General features: G+C 69.0%; 16 protein-coding genes and 1 pseudogene. 13 read left to right on the top strand and 4 right to left on the bottom strand.

Features of this window, described 5'->3' with window-relative positions; genetic code table 11:
- Positions 1–2 precede the first annotated feature (2 nt).
- The 4 genes from secF (at position 3) to ACIP94_RS20605 (ending at position 4,964) form a co-directional block, all read left to right on the top strand.
- A complete protein-coding gene (gene secF, locus ACIP94_RS20620) occupies positions 3–1,103 on the top strand; it encodes a protein translocase subunit SecF (protein ID WP_402427263.1) in 1,101 nt (366 codons plus the stop codon).
- Positions 1,100–1,648 (top strand): adenine phosphoribosyltransferase, encoded by a 549-nt coding sequence (locus ACIP94_RS20615; RefSeq protein ID WP_402427260.1) that lies wholly within the window; start codon positions 1,100–1,102, stop codon positions 1,646–1,648. The genes secF and ACIP94_RS20615 overlap by 4 nt, the downstream gene beginning before the upstream one ends.
- A 200-nt stretch (positions 1,649–1,848) precedes the next feature.
- Entirely contained in the window at positions 1,849–2,262 is a 414-nt protein-coding gene (locus ACIP94_RS20610) for a hypothetical protein (protein WP_402427257.1), read from the top strand.
- A 173-nt stretch (positions 2,263–2,435) separates the two neighbouring features.
- The gene (locus ACIP94_RS20605) at positions 2,436–4,964 is read left to right on the top strand and encodes a RelA/SpoT family protein (protein ID WP_402427254.1); all 2,529 of its coding nucleotides are present in this window, start codon (positions 2,436–2,438) and stop codon (positions 4,962–4,964) included.
- Positions 4,965–5,295: 331 nt separating this feature from the next.
- On the opposite strand, the gene ACIP94_RS20600 is transcribed toward ACIP94_RS20605, so the two are convergent.
- The 3 genes from ACIP94_RS20600 to ACIP94_RS20590 all read right to left on the bottom strand — a co-directional run bounded on the left by ACIP94_RS20600 (position 5,296) and on the right by ACIP94_RS20590 (position 8,703).
- On the bottom strand, positions 5,296–5,781 hold the full coding sequence (locus tag ACIP94_RS20600; protein WP_402427251.1) for a hypothetical protein: 486 nt from the start codon (positions 5,779–5,781) through the stop codon (positions 5,296–5,298).
- Between the two features lie 685 nt (positions 5,782–6,466).
- The gene (locus ACIP94_RS20595) at positions 6,467–7,696 is read right to left on the bottom strand and encodes a DUF349 domain-containing protein (protein WP_402427248.1); all 1,230 of its coding nucleotides are present in this window, start codon (positions 7,694–7,696) and stop codon (positions 6,467–6,469) included.
- A 155-nt stretch (positions 7,697–7,851) separates the two neighbouring features.
- Positions 7,852–8,703, bottom strand: a complete 852-nt coding sequence (locus ACIP94_RS20590) for a peptidylprolyl isomerase (RefSeq protein ID WP_402427245.1) — start codon at positions 8,701–8,703, stop codon at positions 7,852–7,854.
- Between the two features lie 169 nt (positions 8,704–8,872).
- On the opposite strand from ACIP94_RS20590, the gene ACIP94_RS20585 reads away from it, so the two are divergent.
- Together ACIP94_RS20585 and hisS are read left to right on the top strand one after the other, a co-directional pair.
- Positions 8,873–9,583 (top strand): MBL fold metallo-hydrolase, encoded by a 711-nt coding sequence (locus ACIP94_RS20585; RefSeq protein ID WP_402427242.1) that lies wholly within the window; start codon positions 8,873–8,875, stop codon positions 9,581–9,583.
- 10 nt (positions 9,584–9,593) lie between these two features.
- Entirely contained in the window at positions 9,594–10,856 is a 1,263-nt protein-coding gene (gene hisS / locus ACIP94_RS20580) for a histidine--tRNA ligase (RefSeq protein ID WP_402427239.1), read from the top strand.
- A 163-nt stretch (positions 10,857–11,019) separates the two neighbouring features.
- Here the strand turns inward: hisS and ACIP94_RS20575 are convergent.
- A pseudogene (locus ACIP94_RS20575) lies at positions 11,020–11,362 on the bottom strand (ATP-binding cassette domain-containing protein); the annotation flags it as partial.
- A gap of 141 nt (positions 11,363–11,503) precedes the next feature.
- Here ACIP94_RS20575 and ACIP94_RS20570 point away from each other — a divergent pair.
- From ACIP94_RS20570 to ruvX, 7 genes are all read left to right on the top strand, one after another.
- Positions 11,504–12,160 (top strand): vitamin K epoxide reductase family protein, encoded by a 657-nt coding sequence (locus tag ACIP94_RS20570; protein ID WP_402427236.1) that lies wholly within the window; start codon positions 11,504–11,506, stop codon positions 12,158–12,160.
- Positions 12,161–12,262: 102 nt separating this feature from the next.
- Entirely contained in the window at positions 12,263–13,618 is a 1,356-nt protein-coding gene (locus ACIP94_RS20565) for a replication-associated recombination protein A (protein ID WP_402427234.1), read from the top strand.
- A 387-nt stretch (positions 13,619–14,005) separates the two neighbouring features.
- A complete protein-coding gene (gene rpsD, locus ACIP94_RS20560) occupies positions 14,006–14,620 on the top strand; it encodes a 30S ribosomal protein S4 (protein ID WP_402427231.1) in 615 nt (204 codons plus the stop codon).
- Positions 14,621–14,913: 293 nt separating this feature from the next.
- Positions 14,914–15,381: a DUF948 domain-containing protein gene (locus ACIP94_RS20555; protein ID WP_402427228.1), complete on the top strand. Its 468-nt coding sequence runs from the start codon at positions 14,914–14,916 to the stop codon at positions 15,379–15,381.
- 7 nt (positions 15,382–15,388) lie between these two features.
- Complete coding sequence (locus ACIP94_RS20550) at positions 15,389–15,799, top strand: hypothetical protein (RefSeq protein ID WP_402427225.1); 411 nt, start codon at positions 15,389–15,391, stop codon at positions 15,797–15,799.
- Positions 15,799–18,471, top strand: coding sequence for an alanine--tRNA ligase (gene alaS, locus ACIP94_RS20545; RefSeq protein WP_402427222.1), 2,673 nt, complete (start codon positions 15,799–15,801; stop codon positions 18,469–18,471). Before ACIP94_RS20550 ends, alaS begins: the two co-directional genes overlap by 1 nt.
- A gap of 13 nt (positions 18,472–18,484) precedes the next feature.
- Positions 18,485–18,949 (top strand): Holliday junction resolvase RuvX, encoded by a 465-nt coding sequence (gene ruvX / locus ACIP94_RS20540; RefSeq protein WP_402427219.1) that lies wholly within the window; start codon positions 18,485–18,487, stop codon positions 18,947–18,949.
- Positions 18,950–19,054: the final 105 nt, after the last annotated feature.

Here is a 19,054-nt window from a genome sequence, read left to right as displayed (position 1 = left end):
AGATGTCGAAGCTCGGCAACCTCGGCGCCCGGCTCCACCGAGGCGAGGTCGGTTACGACTTCGTCGCCAACCGCAAGATCTGGTACGGCATCTCGATCCTGATCACCATCACGGCCATCCTGGGCCTGACGGTGCGCGGCCTGAACATGGGCATCGAGTTCCAGGGCGGTGCGATCCTCACCACGCCGAAGACGAGCGTCTCGGTGGCCCAGGCCGAGACCTATGCCCGGGACGCCGCCGGCCATGACGCCGTCGTGCAGAAGCTCGGCACGGGCGGTCTGCGCATCCAGATCGCCGGAATCGACACCAACAAGTCCGACCAGATCAAGGACACGCTGGCCAAGGACCTGAAGGTCGGCTCCGAGCAGATCAACGCCGACCTGGTCGGCCCCAGCTGGGGTGAGCAGATCGCCAGCAAGGCCTGGCAGGGCCTGGCGATCTTCATGGTGCTCGTGGTGATCTACCTGGCCATCGCCTTCGAGTGGCGGATGGCGCTGGCGGCCCTGGTCGCGCTGATCCACGACATCACCATCACGACCGGTATCTACGCCCTCGTCGGCTTCGAGGTGACGCCCGGTACGGTGATCGGTCTGCTGACGATCCTCGGTTACTCGCTCTACGACACGGTCGTCGTCTTCGACAGCCTCAAGGAGCAGACGAAGGACCTCACCAAGCAGACCCGCTGGACCTACAGCGACGTCGCGAACCGCTCGATCAACAGCACCCTGGTCCGCTCCATCAACACCACGGTGGTGGCACTGCTGCCGGTGGCCGGCCTGCTGTTCATCGGCGGCGGCTTCCTCGGCGCGGGCACGCTGAACGACATCTCGCTGTCGCTGTTCGTCGGTCTCGCGGCCGGTGCCTACTCGTCGATCTTCATCGCCACGCCGCTCGTCGCCGACCTCAAGGAGCGCGAGCCGCAGATGAAGGCCCTCAGGAAGCGCGTCCTGGCCAAGCGGGCCCAGGCCGCCGCCGAGGAGGAGATCGCCGGGACGCCCACCGCCGACGAGCCGCAGGACGCCACGCCCGCGGTCGTCGGCCAGCGGCACCAGCCCGCGTCCCGTGGCCGTGGCCGCGGCCGACCCTCAGGAAAGCGTCGATGACCGACACAGCCGACATAAAGGATCTGCTGCTCAGCCGCATCCGCGATGTGCCCGACCACCCGGAGCCGGGCGTGATGTTCAAGGACATCACCCCGCTCCTCGCGGACCCCGGAGCCTTCACCGCGCTCACCGACGCACTGGCGGAGCTCGTCGTGCGGCACGGCGCGACGAAGATCGTCGGTCTGGAGGCCCGCGGGTTCATCCTCGGCGCCCCGGTCGCCGTTCGGGCGGGCGTCGGCTTCATCCCCGTCCGCAAGGCGGGCAAGCTCCCCGGAGCCACCCTGCGCCAGGCCTACGACCTGGAGTACGGCTCGGCCGAGATCGAGGTGCACGCCGAGGACCTGGCCTCCGGCGACCGCGTCATGATCGTGGACGACGTCCTCGCGACCGGCGGCACCGCCGAGGCGGCGATCCAGCTGGTTCAGCGGGCCGGCGCTGTCGTCTCCGGCCTTGCGGTTCTCATGGAGCTCGGCTTCCTCGGCGGCCGCACCCGCCTGGAACCAGCCCTCGCGGGGGCACCGCTGGAGGCTCTCCTCACCATCTGAGAGACCTCCCGACGGTGAGACAGCCGGGCATGGCAGAGGGCGTCCCGGAACATCCCGGGCGCCCTTCTCCTCACTGCCGCCGGTGACCTTGGGTGAGCGACCGCTTGCTCAGATGTTCCTCAAATGTATGTTCGAGGATGGGGTCCCGCTGGTTGGATCTTCCCGATGCCACTGACCAAGGCATCACAGAGGAGGATTCGATGAGCATGTCACGCAAGACGACGACGGGGGTCATCTCGCTTCTCTCTGTCGCCGCCCTCAGTGCGGGGACGGCGACCGCCAGCGCGAGCCCGGCCCACGCACAGGCCCCGACCACCACACGCGTGGCGGCCGGCTGCAGCGACTGGAACAGGGCGGTAGCCGTTCCGTGGAAGTGGCAGACCCTCAACGACGGGTGCGGTCACTTCGGCCGTCCGGGCCTGCGGATGGGCTACTCCTGGGCCGTCTTCAGGGGCACCAAGGTCTGTGTCAAGGCCAAGGGCTTCGTCAATGGCAGCAAGAAGTGGTTCGACCTCGGCTGCGGCAAGTCCGGCTCGTTCACTGTGCCTTGGGGGAACGTGCTTGCCGAGAAGGAGATCCAGGTGAAGGGCACGGCGGCCTTCAACTGGAAGTGAGGGTGACGCCCCGCACTGCTCGAAGCCCGATGAGCAGGTGAGGTGAGATCAGGGGCCCGAGCCGGACTCGGGCCCCTGATCGCTCTCCGGGCTCGTCGGCGGGGAGGACGTCGGCTCGATACCATGGACATCCGGGCCTGACCGGGGACCCGGATCCCGCACGAGGAGCCCTCTTGCCAGACGAGGCCCAGCACCTGACCGCCGCCAAGCCCGACCCGTCGTCGAAGGCCGCGGACCAGCCCGCGCGCAGTGCGAAGGACGACCCGCACGGGCCGGTGGAGCATGCCCAGTCGGCAGCCGTCGAGCCGGCCGCGGAGCGGCCGCGCCCCAAGCCGGCCCCCGCCGAGCGCACTCCCGCGGTCCGTCCCGCTCCGGCCCCGCTCGCCCGCTCGGGCTCCTCCAACCGAGTCCGCGCCCGCCTGGCCCGCCTGGGCGTGCAGCGCGCCAACCCGTACAACCCGGTCCTGGAGCCGCTGCTGCGGATAGTGCGCAGCAACGACCCGAAGATCGAGAACTCGACGCTCCGCCAGATCGAGCGCGCCTACCAGGTGGCCGAGCGCTGGCACCGCGGCCAGAAGCGCAAGAGCGGCGACCCCTACATCACCCACCCGCTCGCGGTGACCACGATCCTCGCCGAGCTGGGCATGGACCCGGCCACCCTGATGGCGGGCCTGCTGCACGACACCGTCGAGGACACCGAGTACGGCCTGGACCAGCTGCGCCGCGACTTCGGCGACACCGTCGCCCTCCTCGTGGACGGCGTCACCAAGCTGGACAAGGTCAAGTTCGGCGAGGCAGCGCAGGCCGAGACCGTGCGCAAGATGGTCGTGGCCATGGCCAAGGATCCCCGCGTTCTGGTCATCAAGCTCGCCGACCGCCTGCACAACATGCGCACCATGCGCTATCTCAAGCGCGAGAAGCAGGAGAAGAAGGCGCGCGAGACCCTGGAGATCTACGCGCCGCTCGCCCACCGCCTGGGGATGAACACCATCAAGTGGGAGCTGGAGGACCTCGCCTTCGCGATCCTCTACCCCAAGATGTACGACGAGATCGTCCGGCTGGTCGCCGAGCGCGCGCCCAAGCGCGACGAGTATCTGGCGATAGTGACCGACGAGGTCCAGGGCGACCTGCGCGCCGCCCGTATCAAGGCGACGGTCACCGGCCGGCCCAAGCACTACTACAGCGTCTACCAGAAGATGATCGTCCGTGGCCGCGACTTCGCGGAGATCTACGACCTGGTCGGCATCCGCGTCCTCGTCGACACGGTCCGCGACTGCTACGCGGCACTGGGCACGGTCCACGCCCGCTGGAACCCGGTTCCGGGGCGGTTCAAGGACTACATCGCGATGCCCAAGTTCAACATGTACCAGTCGCTGCACACGACGGTGATCGGCCCCAACGGCAAGCCCGTCGAACTGCAGATCCGCACGTTCGACATGCACCGCCGCGCCGAGTACGGCATCGCCGCGCACTGGAAGTACAAGCAGGAGGCCGTGGCGGGCGCCTCCAAGATCCGTACGGACGCGCCCCGTTCGGGCACCAGGAACGCCAAGGACCACGACGCCGTCAACGACATGGCGTGGCTGCGGCAGTTGCTCGACTGGCAGAAGGAGACCGAGGACCCGAGCGAGTTCCTGGAGTCCCTGCGCTTCGACCTGTCGCGCAACGAGGTCTTCGTCTTCACTCCGAAGGGCGATGTCATAGCGCTGCCGGCCGGGGCCACCCCGGTGGACTTCGCGTACGCGGTCCACACGGAGGTCGGCCACCGGACAATAGGCGCGCGGGTCAACGGCCGACTGGTGCCGCTCGAATCCACCCTGGACAACGGCGACTTGGTGGAGGTCTTCACCTCCAAGGCGCCCGGCGCGGGCCCGTCCCGCGACTGGCTCGGCTTCGTGAAGTCGCCGCGCGCCCGCAACAAGATCCGGGCCTGGTTCTCCAAGGAGCGGCGCGACGAGGCGATCGAGCAGGGCAAGGACGCCATCGCGCGGGCCATGCGCAAGCAGAACCTGCCGATCCAGCGCATCCTGACCGGCGACTCACTCGTCACCCTCGCCCACGAGATGCGCTACCCCGACATCTCGTCGCTGTACGCGGCGATCGGTGAGGGTCATGTCGCGGCGCAGAACGTCGTCCAGAAGCTGGTGCAGGCGCTCGGCGGCGAGGAGGCCGCCACCGAGGAGATCGACGAGGCCGTTCCGCCGACCCGCGGCCGTGGCCGCAAGCGGCGCCGCAGCCAGGACCCCGGCGTGGTGGTCAAGGGCGTCGAGGACGTCTGGGTCAAGCTGGCCCGCTGCTGTACGCCCGTCCCCGGCGACCCCATCATCGGCTTCGTCACCCGCGGCAGCGGCGTATCGGTTCACCGCACCGACTGTGTGAACGTCGACTCGCTCTCGCGTGAGCCCGAACGCATCCTCGACGTGGAGTGGGCCCCGACCCAGTCGTCCGTCTTCCTGGTCGCGATACAGGTGGAGGCGCTGGACCGCTCGCGGCTGCTCTCCGATGTGACCCGGGTCCTGTCCGACCAGCACGTCAACATCCTCTCGGCCGCGGTACAGACGTCCCGCGACCGGGTCGCCACCTCCCGCTTCACCTTCGAGATGGGCGACCCGAAACACCTGGGCCATGTGCTGAAGGCCGTACGGGGCGTCGAGGGCGTGTACGACGTGTACCGCGTGACGTCGGGGCGCAGCCGGTCGTAGCCACGTCCCGGCAAGGACCGCAAGGTGGTTCACATGCACATCGCTCGGCTGGGAAACCCCGGCCGAGCGATGTGCATGTGCAGCTGCTTAATTACGTGACGGCTTTTTCGTGGCGCCCATTAGCGCGTTCGTCGAAGACGTACCGTGAACTTGGCAGCCAAGAAAAGACCGGACCCAGTGAGTAGGACCCCCAAGGCGATAATCCATCCGGATTTCCCGGGCTCCATGGACAGATACCCCACGCCGGCCAGAGCCAGCAGGATACCCAGGATGAGGCCTGAGAAATTTGCCCAGAGAGGCTTCATGTTGACTCTCCTCCGGTCAGTTCTCTTTACGGAGTGCCGAATATAGGCCACAGGTTCGGGTTGCTGGACTTGGCTGTGGCGGGAGTCTGCGGTCCATACTTGACCACCGTATCAGTAAAGGTGATCGTACCGCTCGGGCCGCAGACGGGGAGCTTCTTGGCCAGGCAGGCCTGTAGTACAACCTTCCCCGTCACGACGTAGCCGGCCGAACTTCCGCTCGGGTAGGGCTGGGTGAAGGCCATGTTGATCCCGAGAGCCTGACCCTGCACATTGTTGTGGCCGGACAGGGTTCCCGATGCGCTGACAAGGTTACCCTTGCCATCGCGGACGGTGGTGACAACAAAGTCGATTTCTCCGGTGCGGGTGGACTTGTAGCCACCCCCGGGATAGAACTTGTAGACCTGGCTGGACGTCGTGTTTGCGGCGTACGCAGCCGGAGCCGTAAGGGCGACTCCAGCGGTAGCGGTAACGGCGGCCAGTGCGGCAGCAGTTATACCCCTGCGGATATACATGTTCCCCGATTCCTTTATGAAGCCGAACTGGCTGGTCGATGCCGTTCGGCGCGGCCTGGTCAAAGCCGCTGCACTGACATTAAAGGCCGAGTTGCTTGTCGAGCAACGTCCCTATACCTCAATTACTGCTCAAATCGCCCCGCATTGCGGCGGAAATTTATCGGAATGTACGGATTCAATAAGCGTGATGGACGGGGCCCGTGTGACGAGCCTCACGATCTTGAATGAGCATTTTGAGCTGCCGCTGCGTGCTGGTGAGTTCGCCGTCGGGCGGGCTTCTTGCACCTGTAATGCGGACCGGTCGAATGCGGGCATCGTGCGCCCGCGGGCAGGCCGGCCGCCTCAACCGCTTTGCATGGCAGGTCACATCGCAGCTCTCGGACCGTCTCCACGGCCGACCAGTCTCTGCGGCATGACGGTCGCGACCGGACTCGGAGGCAGGAGACCCGGACAGCCTTGGATGAGGGACACGTCTCGGCGGGCATCGACGGTGGCAACGGTGCCTCCCGCCGCTCGGCCACAGAGACCGAACACGCACACACTCCCGGCCGCGATCAACCCGTGGCAGGTCTCCCACACGTCCGGCCTGACCGTCCCTGCGGCCTGTTCCCCCCCCGCATGCATGCAAACTGGCCCCGATCCGGACGGATCGGGGCCAGAACCCCACGACACTTCCAGTGAGCTGCTAGCCGCCGAACTCCTGGAGCCCCTTCAGGGCCTGGTCCAGGAGCGCCTGGCGGCCCTCCAGCTCGCGCTCGAGCTTGTCGGCCTTGGCGTTGTTGCCCTGGCCGCGCGCCTGCTCGATCTGGCCCCTCAGCTTGTCCACGGCGGCCTGGAGCTGGCCGGTCAGACCCTCGGCACGCGCCCGCGCCTCAGGGTTCGTACGCCGCCACTCGGCCTCCTCGGCCTCCTGGATGGCCCGCTCGACCGAGTGCATCCGGCCCTCGACCCGTGCCCGGGCGTCGCGCGGCACATGGCCGATGGCCTCCCAGCGCTCGTTGATCGAGCGGAAGGCGGCACGGGAGCCCTTCAGGTCCGTGATCGGCAGCAGCTTCTCCGCCTCCTCGGCCAGCTCCTCCTTGAGCTTGAGGTTCTCGGCCTGCTCGGCGTCGCGCTCCGCGAACACCGAGCTACGGGCGGCGAAGAACACGTCCTGGGCGCCGCGGAAGCGGTTCCACAGGTCGTCCTCGTGCTCGCGCTGGGCGCGGCCCGCCGCCTTCCAGTCGGCCATCAGCTCGCGGTAGCGCGCCGCCGTCGGACCCCAGTCCGTCGAGCCGGACAGCGCCTCGGCCTCGGCGACCAGCTTCTCCTTGGTCTTGCGGGCCTCCTCGCGCTGCGCGTCCAGCTGCGCGAAGTGCGCCTTGCGGCGCTTGGAGAACGCCGACCGGGCGTGCGAGAAGCGGTGCCACAGCTCGTCGTCCGACTTGCGGTCGAGCCGCGGCAGCCCCTTCCACGTGTCCACCAGCGCCCGCAGCCGCTCACCGGCGGCCCGCCACTGGTCGGACTGCGCCAGCTCCTCGGCCTCGACGACCAGCGCCTCCTTCGCGTGGCGCGCCTCGTCGGACTGCCGGGCCCGCTGTGCCTTGCGCTCCTCCCGCCGCGACTCGACGGTCTCCACGAGCTTGTCCAGACGGGTCCGCAGCGAGTCCAGGTCGCCGACCGCGTGATGCGCGTCCACCTGCTCCCGCAGATGGCCGATCGCGGTCTGGGCGTCCTTCGCCGACAGGTCGGTGGTCTGCACTCGCTTCTCGAGGAGGCCGATCTCGACCACCAGGCCCTCGTACTTGCGCTCGAAGTAGGCAAGCGCCTCCTCGGGGGAGCCGGCCGCCCAGGATCCGACGACCTGCTCGCCGTCGGCCGTACGCACGTACACGGTCCCCGTCTCGTCGACGCGGCCCCACGGGTCGCTGCTCACAGCGCCTCCTCCACATGATGCCTGCGGGGGCCTTGCACACCCCCGGGCATCGTCCACAGTTTCGTCACGGCCAACATAGGCGACCAGCGGGTTGCCTGTCCGCATCCAGCGCGACCGAAATTCCGCAGTTGGCCGTCTCGGGTATCAGGGCAGGGTCAGGACTTCGTCACCGTCGCCTTGTTGATCACCACGGTCGCGTTCGGCGCGGTGTTGTCCGTGGCCGGGTCGGCTGGTTGGGCGCCGGCGGCGGCGATCTCCTTCAGTACCTTCATGCCCGCGCCGGAGACAGTGCCGAACGGCGTGTAGTCCGGCGGCAGCGGACTGTCCTGGTAGACCAGGAAGAACTGGCTGCTGCCGCTGTTGCGGCCCTGCTGGGTCTGCGCGTTGTACTGGTTGGCCATCGCCACGGTGCCCGCTGGGTACACGTTGCCCTTGAGGGTCTTGTCCTTCAGGTTCTCGTCCGGGATCGTGTAGCCGGGCCCGCCCCTCCCGGTGCCCGTCGGGTCGCCGCACTGGAGCACGTAGATCCCGCTCGTGACCAGGCGGTGGCACTTCGTGTGATCGAAGAAGCCCTTGCCCGCCAGGAAGTTGAACGAGTTCACCGTGTGCGGGGCCGCCGCCGTCTTCATGTCGATGTCGATGTCGCCGCACGTCGTGGCGAGCTTCATCGTGTACTTCGCCGACGTGTCGATCGTCATCGGCGGCTCCTTCTTCCAGCTCAGCTTCTTCACCGAGCCGGCCGCCGGCTTCGCGCACGGGTCCGGGGCCTTGCTGGACGGCGTGGCGCTGGGCGTGATGTCGGAGGCGGTGTTCTTCTTGTGGTCGCCGCCGCTCTTCAGTACTCCGGTCGTGTAGAGCGTGACGCCGCCGATCGCGATCACGCCCAGTACCGACGCGGTCACGGAGTTGCGCATACGGGCCTTGCGGCGCGCCTGGGTGCGTCGCTGCTGCTGCCGCAAGAACTTCTCCCGGGCGAGCTGACGCCGCCGCTGCTCCTGGCTGACCACCGGGTTCTCTCCTCATGCGTGTCGTGTGCCGACCGGTACGCGTGCGTAGTCGTGAGCCGACCCCTGCTTGTAGCCCCGTACCGTATATGGGTTCGCTGAGGAAACGGCAGCGCCGGTAGGCTCTGACCGCGAAACAGTCACTCTCCGTACGACACACCTAAGGACGATCGTGCTGATTGCCGGGTTCCCCGCCGGGGCCTGGGGGACCAACTGTTACCTGGTCGCCCCCGCCGCGGGTGAGGAGTGCGTCATCATCGACCCGGGCCACCAGGCCGCCGGGGGAGTCGAGGAGGCGCTCCGGAAGCATCGGCTCAAGCCCGTCGCGGTCGTCCTCACCCATGGCCACATCGACCATGTGGCCTCGGTCGTCCCGGTGTGCGGCGCGCACGACGTGCCGGCCTGGATCCACCCCGAGGACCGGTACATGATGAGCGACCCGGAGAAGGCGCTCGGCCGGTCCATCGGGATGCCGCTGATGGGCGAGCTGACCGTGGGCGAGCCGGACGACGTCAAGGAGCTGACCGACGGGGCGAAGCTGGAGCTGGCCGGTCTGGAGCTGTCCGTCGCGCACGCGCCCGGCCATACCAAGGGGTCGGTGACCTTCGGCCTGCCCGAGGCGGCGGACATCCCGCCGATCCTCTTCTCGGGCGATCTGCTGTTCGCCGGCTCCATCGGACGCACCGACCTGCCCGGCGGTGACATGGCCGAGATGCTCGACTCGCTGGCCCGCGTGTGCCTGCCGCTCGACGACTCGACCGTGGTGCTGTCCGGCCACGGCCCCCAGACGACCATCGGCCGGGAGCGCGCCACCAACCCGTATCTGCGGCAGGTGGCCGCCGGCCCGGGAGCGGATGTGGACGCTCCCCGACGAGGAATGTGACGAGACCTCCGTGAGCACCTTCAAGGCCCCCAAGGGCACGTACGACCTGATCCCGCCGGACTCCGCCAAGTACCTCGCGGTGCGCGAGGCGATCGCCGCTCCGCTGCGCAACTCCGGCTACGGCTACATCGAGACCCCCGGCTTCGAGAGCGTGGAGCTGTTCGCGCGCGGCGTCGGCGAGTCCACCGACATCGTGACGAAGGAGATGTACGCCTTCGAGACCAAGGGCGGCGACAGGCTCGCCCTGCGCCCCGAGGGCACGGCCTCCGTGCTGCGCGCCGCCCTGGAGGCCAACCTGCACAAGGCGGGCAACCTCCCGGTCAAGCTCTGGTACTCGGGCTCGTACTACCGCTACGAGCGCCCGCAGAAGGGCCGCTACCGCCACTTCTCGCAGGTGGGCGCGGAGGCGATCGGCGCCGAGGACCCGGCTCTGGACGCCGAACTGATCATCCTGGCCGACCAGGCCTACCGCTCGCTGGGCCTGCGTGACTTCCGCATCCTGCTCAACAGCCTGGGCGACAAGGAGTGCCGCCCGGTCTACCGCGCCGCGCTCCAGGACTTCCTGCGCGGCCTGGACCTGGACGAGGACACGCGCCGCCGCGTCGACATCAACCCGCTGCGGGTGCTCGACGACAAGCGCGAGTCGGTCCAGAAGCAGCTGACCGGTGCCCCGCTGCTGCGTGACTACCTGTGCGACGCGTGCAAGGCGTACCACGAGGAGGTCCGTGAGCTGATCACCGCGGCGGGCGTGTCCTTCGAGGACGACCCGAAGCTGGTGCGCGGCCTGGACTACTACACGCGGACCACCTTCGAGTTCGTCCACGACGGCCTGGGCTCCCAGTCCGCGGTGGGCGGCGGCGGACGCTACGACGGCCTCTCGGAGATGATCGGCGGTCCCGCGCTGCCGTCCGTGGGCTGGGCGCTGGGCGTCGACCGCACGGTGCTCGCGCTGGAGGCCGAGGGCATCGAACTCCAACTGCCCGCGTCCACCAGCGTGTTCGCGGTCCCGCTCGGCGAGGAGGCCCGCCGGATCCTCTTCGGCAAGGTCACGGAGCTGCGCAAGCTCGGTATCGCGGCGGACTTCGCGTACGGCGGCAAGGGACTGAAGGGCGCGATGAAGAACGCCAACCGCAGCGGTGCGCGCTACACGATCGTGGCCGGCGAACGCGATCTGGCCGAGGGCGTCGTCCAGCTCAAGGACATGGAGTCCGGGGAGCAGACGGCGGTCGGCGTGAACGAGATCGTGGCGGAGCTGGAGTCCCGGCTGGGCTGACCGGGGACGACACCGACGGGCAAGGTCCCCTGGCCATACGGCCGGGGCCCTTTCCCGTGCCGCCGTGCCGCGCTCTGGGCACCCTCGGCCGATCGCCGCCGCCGCGCTCCGCGCCAGGCGCGTGGCGGAGGCCTCGGGCCCGGCCCGTACGGCCGCCGTGGTCATCGCGCGTACTCCTGCCCGCTCGGCCGCGGTGCCGCACGGCCTCGTGGAACGTCAACTCCGCGGGCGCCGATTCGTCCTCCCAGACGATCCCCCCTTTCGAGCGCCACGCGCGTGTGCGCGCGCCGGTTCCGCCCCGGGCACGGACACCTTCCGCCGTCCCGGTCACGGTTGCCCCGGAGGATCTCCACGGCGGTGGTCTTGCCCGCGCCATCGGGTCCGAGCAGGCCGAACACCTCGCCCCGCCGGATCGCGAGCCCGATCCCGTCGACCGCGGTGACGTCCCCGCACTGCTCGCGCGGCCCTCGTACGTCCACCGGAAATCTGTTCGCGGATGTGGTCATGGCCGAGAGCCGCGGCCTGAACCGAACGTTCCGCGACGGCCGTGCGTACTTTCTTATGTCCATCGGACGGTGGGCCCCGGCACGTGTGCGGCACAATGACCTGAGCCCGCAGATCCAACCCCGAGCATCGGAATCGGCGTGATGACCAAGACGACAGTGACGGACGTCTCCACCGGACACATCGAGCCGGAACGCACGGACGCGCCGCGGACGGTCGGTGGCAGTCGTGCGTTCGCCCTGCTGCTCGTGATCACGGGCGCGGCCGGTCTGCTCGCCGCGTGGGTCATCACCCTCGACAAGTTCAAGATCCTCGAGGGCAAGGTGAGCGGTAAGACGTTCACCCCGAGCTGCAGCATCAACCCGATCATCTCCTGCGGCAGCGTCATGGAGAGCAAGCAGGCCGGCGTGTTCGGCTTCCCCAACCCGATGCTCGGCCTCGTCTGCTACGGCATCGTCATCTGCGTCGGCATGAGCCTGCTCACCCGGGTCCGCTTCCCCCGCTGGTACTGGCTGACCTTCAACTTCGGCACGCTCTTCGGCGTGGCCTTCTGCACCTGGCTCCAGTTCCAGTCGCTGTACCGGATCAACGCGCTGTGCCTGTGGTGCTCGCTGGCCTGGGTCGCCACGATCACCATGTTCTGGTACGTGACCTCGTTCAACGTACGCAACGACTTCCTGCCCGCGCCCCGCCCCGTGAAGAGGTTCCTCGGCGAGTTCACCTGGGTGCTCCCCGTCACGCACGTCGGCATCATCGCGATGCTCATCCTGACCCGGTGGGGCAGCCAGCTCTGGGCCTGAACCGCAGGGCCTGAGGGGGCTTGGTCCGGAGGGCCTGACCGGGGCCGCCGGCCCCGCGCCGGGCCCGGCGGCATTGTCAGTGGCGTGGCATAGGGTTTCAGCGTGGAGCCCGACCTGTTCACCGCCGCAGCAGAAGAACGCCAGGAGAAGGACCCGGCCGCAAGCCCCCTGGCGGTCCGCATGCGCCCGCGCACCCTCGACGAGGTGGTGGGCCAGCAGCACCTGCTCAAGCCGGGATCGCCGCTGCGCAGACTGGTCGGCGAGGGCAACGGCGGGCCGGCAGGGCCCTCCTCGGTGATCCTCTGGGGCCCGCCCGGCACCGGCAAGACGACACTGGCGTACGTCGTCTCGAAGGCGACCGACAAGCGCTTCGTCGAGCTGTCGGCGATCACCGCGGGCGTGAAGGAGGTCCGCGCGGTCATCGACGGCGCCCGCCGGGCCAGCGGCGGCTTCGGCAAGGAGACCGTCCTCTTCCTGGACGAGATCCACCGCTTCAGCAAGGCGCAGCAGGACTCCCTGCTCCCGGCCGTCGAGAACCGCTGGGTGACGCTGATCGCGGCGACCACGGAGAACCCGTACTTCTCGGTGATCTCCCCGCTGCTGTCCCGCTCCCTGCTGCTCACCCTGGAACCGCTCACGGACGACGACGTGCGCGGTCTGCTGCGCCGGGCCCTGACCGACGAGAGGGGCCTCGCCGGCGCCGTCGCGCTGCCCGGGAACACCGAGTCCCATCTGCTGAGGATCGCCGGCGGCGACGCCCGCCGCGCCCTGACCGCCCTGGAGGCCGCCGCCGGGGCCGCCCTCGACAAGGGCGAGACGGAGATCGGCCTCACGACGCTGGAGGAGACGGTCGACCGCGCAGCGGTGAAGTACGACCGGGACGGCGACCAGCACTACGACGTGGCGAGCGCCCTCATCAAGTCGATCCGCGGCTCCGACGTGGACGCGGCCCTGCACTATCTGGCCCGGATGATCGAAGCCGGTGAGGACCCCCGCTTCATCGCCCGCCGCCTGATGATCTCCGCCAGCGAGGACATCGGCCTCGCCGATCCCCACGCGCTGCCGATCGCCGTGGCCGCCGCCCAGGCCGTCGCGATGATCGGCTTCCCGGAGGCCGCCCTCACCCTCAGCCATGCCACCATCGCCCTCGCGCTCGCCCCCAAGTCCAACGCGGCGACCACGGCGATCGGCGCGGCCATGGCGGACGTCCGGGCGGGCCTTGCCGGACCCGTGCCCCCGCATCTGCGCGACGGGCACTACAAGGGCGCGGCCAAGCTCGGCCACGCCCAGGGGTATGTGTACCCGCACGACCTGCCGGAGGGCATCGCCGCGCAGCAGTACGCCCCGGACGCGCTCAAGGACCGCGAGTACTACACCCCGACCCGGCACGGCGCGGAGACGAGGTACGCGGACGCGGTGGAGTGGACCCGCAAGCACCTCGGCCGGCGACGCTCCTGACGCCCGCGCGGGCCGCCGGACGGGGGTCGAGGGATGCCCACGCACCCTGTAGACTTACCCGAAGCGCTGCGTCCCGTGTCCGGTGCCTCAGAAATGGGGGGCCGGCACCACCAGAGCGGGACATCCAGCCGGAACCCCATCGCCGTACGGCACGGGGATCCAGGAGCGTCGCGCACCGTCGAACGGTGTCGCGGGCAGCCCACCACCTCCCGGCACCCCCGGAGACAGGTCGGTGGGCCACTCGCGTGCTGCACGTATGTGCCCAGACCAGGGGAGCGGCTGCCCGGCAGGTCCCACACGGACCCGCAGGGATTCCCCGGCTGCGGATGCGACCTCCCCTAACCCTGGTGAAGCCGATTCCATACAGAAACACGAGGTGTTTGGTTCATGGCGAACCAGTCCCGCCCCAAGGTCAAGAAGTCGCGTGCCCTCGGCATCGCGCTGACCCCGAAGGCCGTCAAGTACTTCGAGGCCCGCCCCTACCCGCCGGGCGAGCACGGCCGTGGCCGCAAGCAGAACTCGGACTACAAGGTCCGTCTGCTGGAGAAGCAGCGTCTGCGCGCTCAGTACGACGTCTCCGAGCGTCAGCTGGTCCGTGCCTACGAGCGTGCCTCCAAGGTGCAGGGCAAGACCGGTGAGGCCCTGATCATCGAGCTGGAGCGTCGTCTCGACGCGCTGGTCCTGCGTTCGGGCATCGCCCGCACGATCTACCAGGCCCGCCAGATGGTCGTCCACGGCCACATCGAGGTCAACGGCCAGAAGGTCGACAAGCCCTCGTTCCGCGTCCGTCCCGACGACGTCGTGATGGTCCGCGAGCGCAGCCGTGAGAAGTCGCTCTTCCAGGTCGCCCGCGAGGGTGGCTTCGCCCCCGACGGCGAGACCCCGCGCTACCTCCAGGTGAACCTCAAGGCCCTGGCGTTCCGCCTGGACCGTGAGCCGAACCGCAAGGAGATCCCGGTGATCTGCGACGAGCAGCTCGTCGTCGAGTACTACGCCCGTTGATCCCTTTTCGGCGGACGTAGCACCCCAGCGCATCGGCCCGTCGTCCCCCGCCCCTGTGGGCGGCCGGGACGGCGGGCCGTTCGCATGTCCCGGCCGGAATCGGCGGCGGAGCCCGGGAGTTGACGCAGTGCGCACGCGTGCGTGCACGGTGCGTACGGAGCCCGTGTACCGGCTGTGTGCATTCCTTGCGCAACTCCGGTGCCCTCGGCCCCTAATCCGGTACGGACCGGCCGCCCCGGCGCGATAGGCTCGGGAGACGACTTTTCGATGTTCAGACACGTTCCAGGGAGCGGGTGCACACGGTGTCCGGTGGAGAGGTGGCCGGGATTCTGGTGGCTGTCTTCTGGGCGATCCTGGTCTCCTTCCTCGCCGTCGCGCTGGCGAGGCTGGCCCAGACGCTCAAGGCGACCACCAAGCTGGTGGCGGACGTGACCGACCAGGCGGTCCCCCTGCTGTCCGACGCCTCCACGGCGGTGCGCTCCGCGCAGACCCAGCTCGACCGGGTCGACGCGATCGCGTCGGACGTCCAGGAGGTCACGTCGAACGCCTCGGCGCTGTCGACGACCGTCGCCTCCACCTTCGGCGGCCCCCTGGTGAAGGTCGCGGCGTTCGGCTACGGCGTACGCCGGGCGATCGCCGGCCGCCGTGAGAACGTGCCTGCCAAGGCCCCCCGGCGTACCGTGATCGTGGGCCGCACCGTCCCGTCTCCCCGACGGGGGAAGCGGAACAACCGGGGAAACAACCGGGAAGAGGGGCTCTGACCGAGCGATGTTCCGCCGTACGTTCTGGTTCACCACAGGCGTTGCCGCCGGTGTGTGGGCCACCACCAAGGTCAACCGCAAGCTGAGGCAGCTGACCCCCGAGAGCCTGGCCGCGCAGGCGGCGAACAAGGCACTCGAGGCCGGTCACCGGCTGAAGGACCGCGCGCTGGACTTCGCGCTCGACGTCCGTGCCGGCATGGCCCAGCGGGAGGAGGAACTCGGCGACGCGCTCGGCCTGAACGCCTCCGCCGACGACCGTGCGATCCCCGGCCCCAGACTCTCGGGCCCGCTCGAGCGTGGGGACTCCGCAGAGGAGGGGGCACTCCCACCCCGGCGGCACGCCGCCATCCAGAACCGCAACAACCCGAAGTACATCGACACCACGACGTACTCGCACAACCGGAATGAGGACCACTGATGGAGTCGGCTGAGATCCGCCGCCGCTGGTTGAGCTTCTTCGAGGAGCGCGGTCACACCGTCGTCCCTTCGGCGTCGCTCATCGCGGACGACCCGACTCTGCTGCTCGTCCCGGCCGGCATGGTGCCCTTCAAGCCCTACTTCCTGGGTGAGGTCAAGCCGCCGTTCCCGCGCGCCACCAGCGTGCAGAAGTGCGTGCGCACGCCCGACATCGAAGAGGTCGGCAAGACCACGCGCCACGGCACGTTCTTCCAGATGTGCGGCAACTTCTCCTTCGGCGACTACTTCAAGGAAGGCGCCATCAAGCTCGCCTGGGAGCTGCTCACTGCGCCCCAGGACAAGGGCGGTTACGGCCTCGACCCCGAGCGTCTGTGGATCACCGTCTACCAGGACGACGACGAGGCCGAGCAGATCTGGCGCGACGTGGTCGGCGTCCCCGCCGAGCGCATCCAGCGCCTGGGCATGAAGGACAACTTCTGGTCCATGGGCGTCCCGGGCCCCTGCGGCCCCTGTTCCGAGATCAACTACGACCGCGGTCCGGAGTTCGGCGTCGAGGGCGGTCCCGCCGTCAACGACGAGCGGTACGTGGAGATCTGGAACCTCGTCTTCATGCAGTACGAGCGCGGCGAGGGCACCGGCAAGGACAACTTCGAGATCCTCGGCGACCTGCCGAGCAAGAACATCGACACCGGCCTGGGCCTCGAGCGTCTCGCCATGATTCTGCAGGGCGTGCAGAACATGTACGAGATCGACACCTCCATGGCCGTCATCAAGAAGGCCACCGAGCTGACCGGGGTTGCCTACGGCGACTCCCACCCCTCGGACGTCTCCCTGCGTGTGGTCACCGACCACATGCGCACCGCCACCATGCTCATCGGCGACGGCGTCACCCCCGGCAACGAGGGCCGTGGCTATGTCCTGCGCCGCATCATGCGCCGCGCCATCCGCAACATGCGTCTGCTCGGTGCCACCGGTCCGGTCGTCAAGGACCTGATCGACACGGTGATCGAGATGATGGGCCAGCAGTACCCCGAGCTGGTCACCGACCGCGAACGGATCGAGAAGGTCGCCCTCGCCGAGGAGGCCGCCTTCCTCAAGACGCTGAAGGCCGGCACCAACATCCTCGACACCGCCGTGACCGAGACCAAGGCCGCCGGCGGCACGGTCCTGCCCGGCGACAAGGCCTTCCTGCTCCACGACACCTGGGGCTTCCCGATCGACCTCACCCTCGAGATGGCCGCCGAGCATGGCCTGTCGGTGGACGAGGAGGGCTTCCGCCGCCTGATGAAGGAGCAGCGGGAGCGCGCCAAGGCCGACGCCCAGGCCAAGAAGACCGGCCACGCCGACCTCGGCGCGTACCGCGAGATCGCCGACTCCGCCGGAGAGACCGACTTCATCGGCTACACCGACACCGAGGGCGAGTCCACGGTCGTCGGCATCCTCGTCGACGGTGTCTCCTCCCCGGCCGCCGCCGAGGGCGACGAGGTCGAGATCGTGCTCGACCGCACCCCCTTCTACGCCGAGGGCGGCGGCCAGATCGGCGACACCGGCCGTATCAAGGTGGACTCCGGTGCCGTCATCGAGGTCCGCGACACCCAGAAGCCGGTCCCGGGCGTCTACGTCCACAAGGGAGTCGTCCAGGTCGGCGAGGTCACCGTCGGCGCCAAGGCCCACGCCTCGATCGACGGCCGCCGCCGCAAGGCCATCGCCCGCGCCCACTCGGCCACGCACCTCACCCACCAGGCCCTGCGGGACGCCCTCGGCCCGACGGCCGCCCAGGCCGGTTCCGAGAACCAGCCCGGCCGTTTCCGCTTCGACTTCGGCTCCCCGTCGGCCGTGCCGACGGCCGTGATGACCGACGTCGAGCAGAAGATCAACGAGGTGCTCGCCCGGGATCTCGACGTGCACGCCGAGATCATGCGCATCGACGAGGCCAAGAAGCAGGGCGCCATCGCCGAGTTCGGCGAGAAGTACGGCGAGCGGGTCCGCGTCGTGACCATCGGCGACTTCTCCAAGGAGCTGTGCGGCGGCACGCATGTGCACAACACCGCCCAGCTCGGCCTGGTGAAGCTGCTCGGCGAGTCCTCGATCGGCTCCGGTGTCCGCCGTATCGAGGCTCTGGTCGGCGTCGACGCCTACCACTTCCTCGCCCGGGAGCACACGGTTGTCAACCAGCTCACCGAACTGCTCAAGGGCCGTCCGGAGGAGCTGCCGGAGAAGGTCGCCGGAATGCTCGGCAAGCTGAAGGACGCCGAGAAGGAGATCGAGAAGTTCCGCGCCGAGAAGGTGCTCCAGGCCGCCGGCGGGCTCGCCGAGTCCGCCAAGGACATCCGCGGGATCGCCGTCGTCACCGGGCAGGTCCCGGACGGCACCACCCCGGACGACCTGCGCAAGCTGGTCCTCGACGTGCGGGGCCGCATCCAGGGCGGACGCGCCGCCGTGGTCGCCCTGTTCACCGTGAACAACGGCAAGCCGCTCACGGTCATCGCCACCAACGAGGCCGCCCGTGAGCGCGGGCTGAAGGCGGGCGAACTGGTCCGTACGGCCGCCAAGACCCTTGGTGGCGGCGGTGGCGGCAAGCCGGACGTCGCCCAGGGCGGCGGTCAGAACCCCGCCGCCATCGGTGAGGCCGTCGAGGCCGTCGAGCGCCTGGTCGCCGAGACCGCCAAGTAGGACGGCCACCCCCATGAGAAGAGGACGCCGACTCGCGATCGACGTCGGTGACGCCCGGATCGGGGTCGCCTCGTGCGACCCCGACGGGATCCTCGCCACCCCGGTGGAGACGGTCCCGGGACGGGACGTTCCGGCGGCCCAGCGCCGGCTGACGCAGCTCGTCGAGGAGTACGAGCCGATCGAGGTCGTCGTAGGCCTCCCTCGCTCCCTGAAGGGGGGTGAGGGCCCGGCCGCCGTCAAGGTCCGCGGTTTCGCACAGGAGCTGGCCCGTTCGATCGCACCCGTGCCGGTCAGGCTCGTGGACGAGCGGATGACCACGGTGACGGCCGGTCAGGGACTGCGCGCCTCCGGCGTGAAGTCCAAGAAGGGCCGGTCCGTGATCGACCAGGTGGCAGCCGTCATCATCCTCCAGCAGGCCCTCGAATCCGAACGGGTGTCAGGTAAAGCACCCGGCGAGGGCGTCGAAGTGGTCATCTGATCGCGATACGGTAACGTTCCGCGCGATGCGTTGGTGTTCGAACAGCCACCGCACAGCAAAGAGGCGGAACGGAAGCCGGGACACCGGAGTCGGCGACCGCCGCCT

Source organism: Streptomyces sp. NPDC093261, assembly GCF_044753645.1.
GTDB lineage: Bacteria > Actinomycetota > Actinomycetes > Streptomycetales > Streptomycetaceae > Streptomyces.
This window is presented reverse-complemented; position numbering and strand designations above follow the sequence as displayed.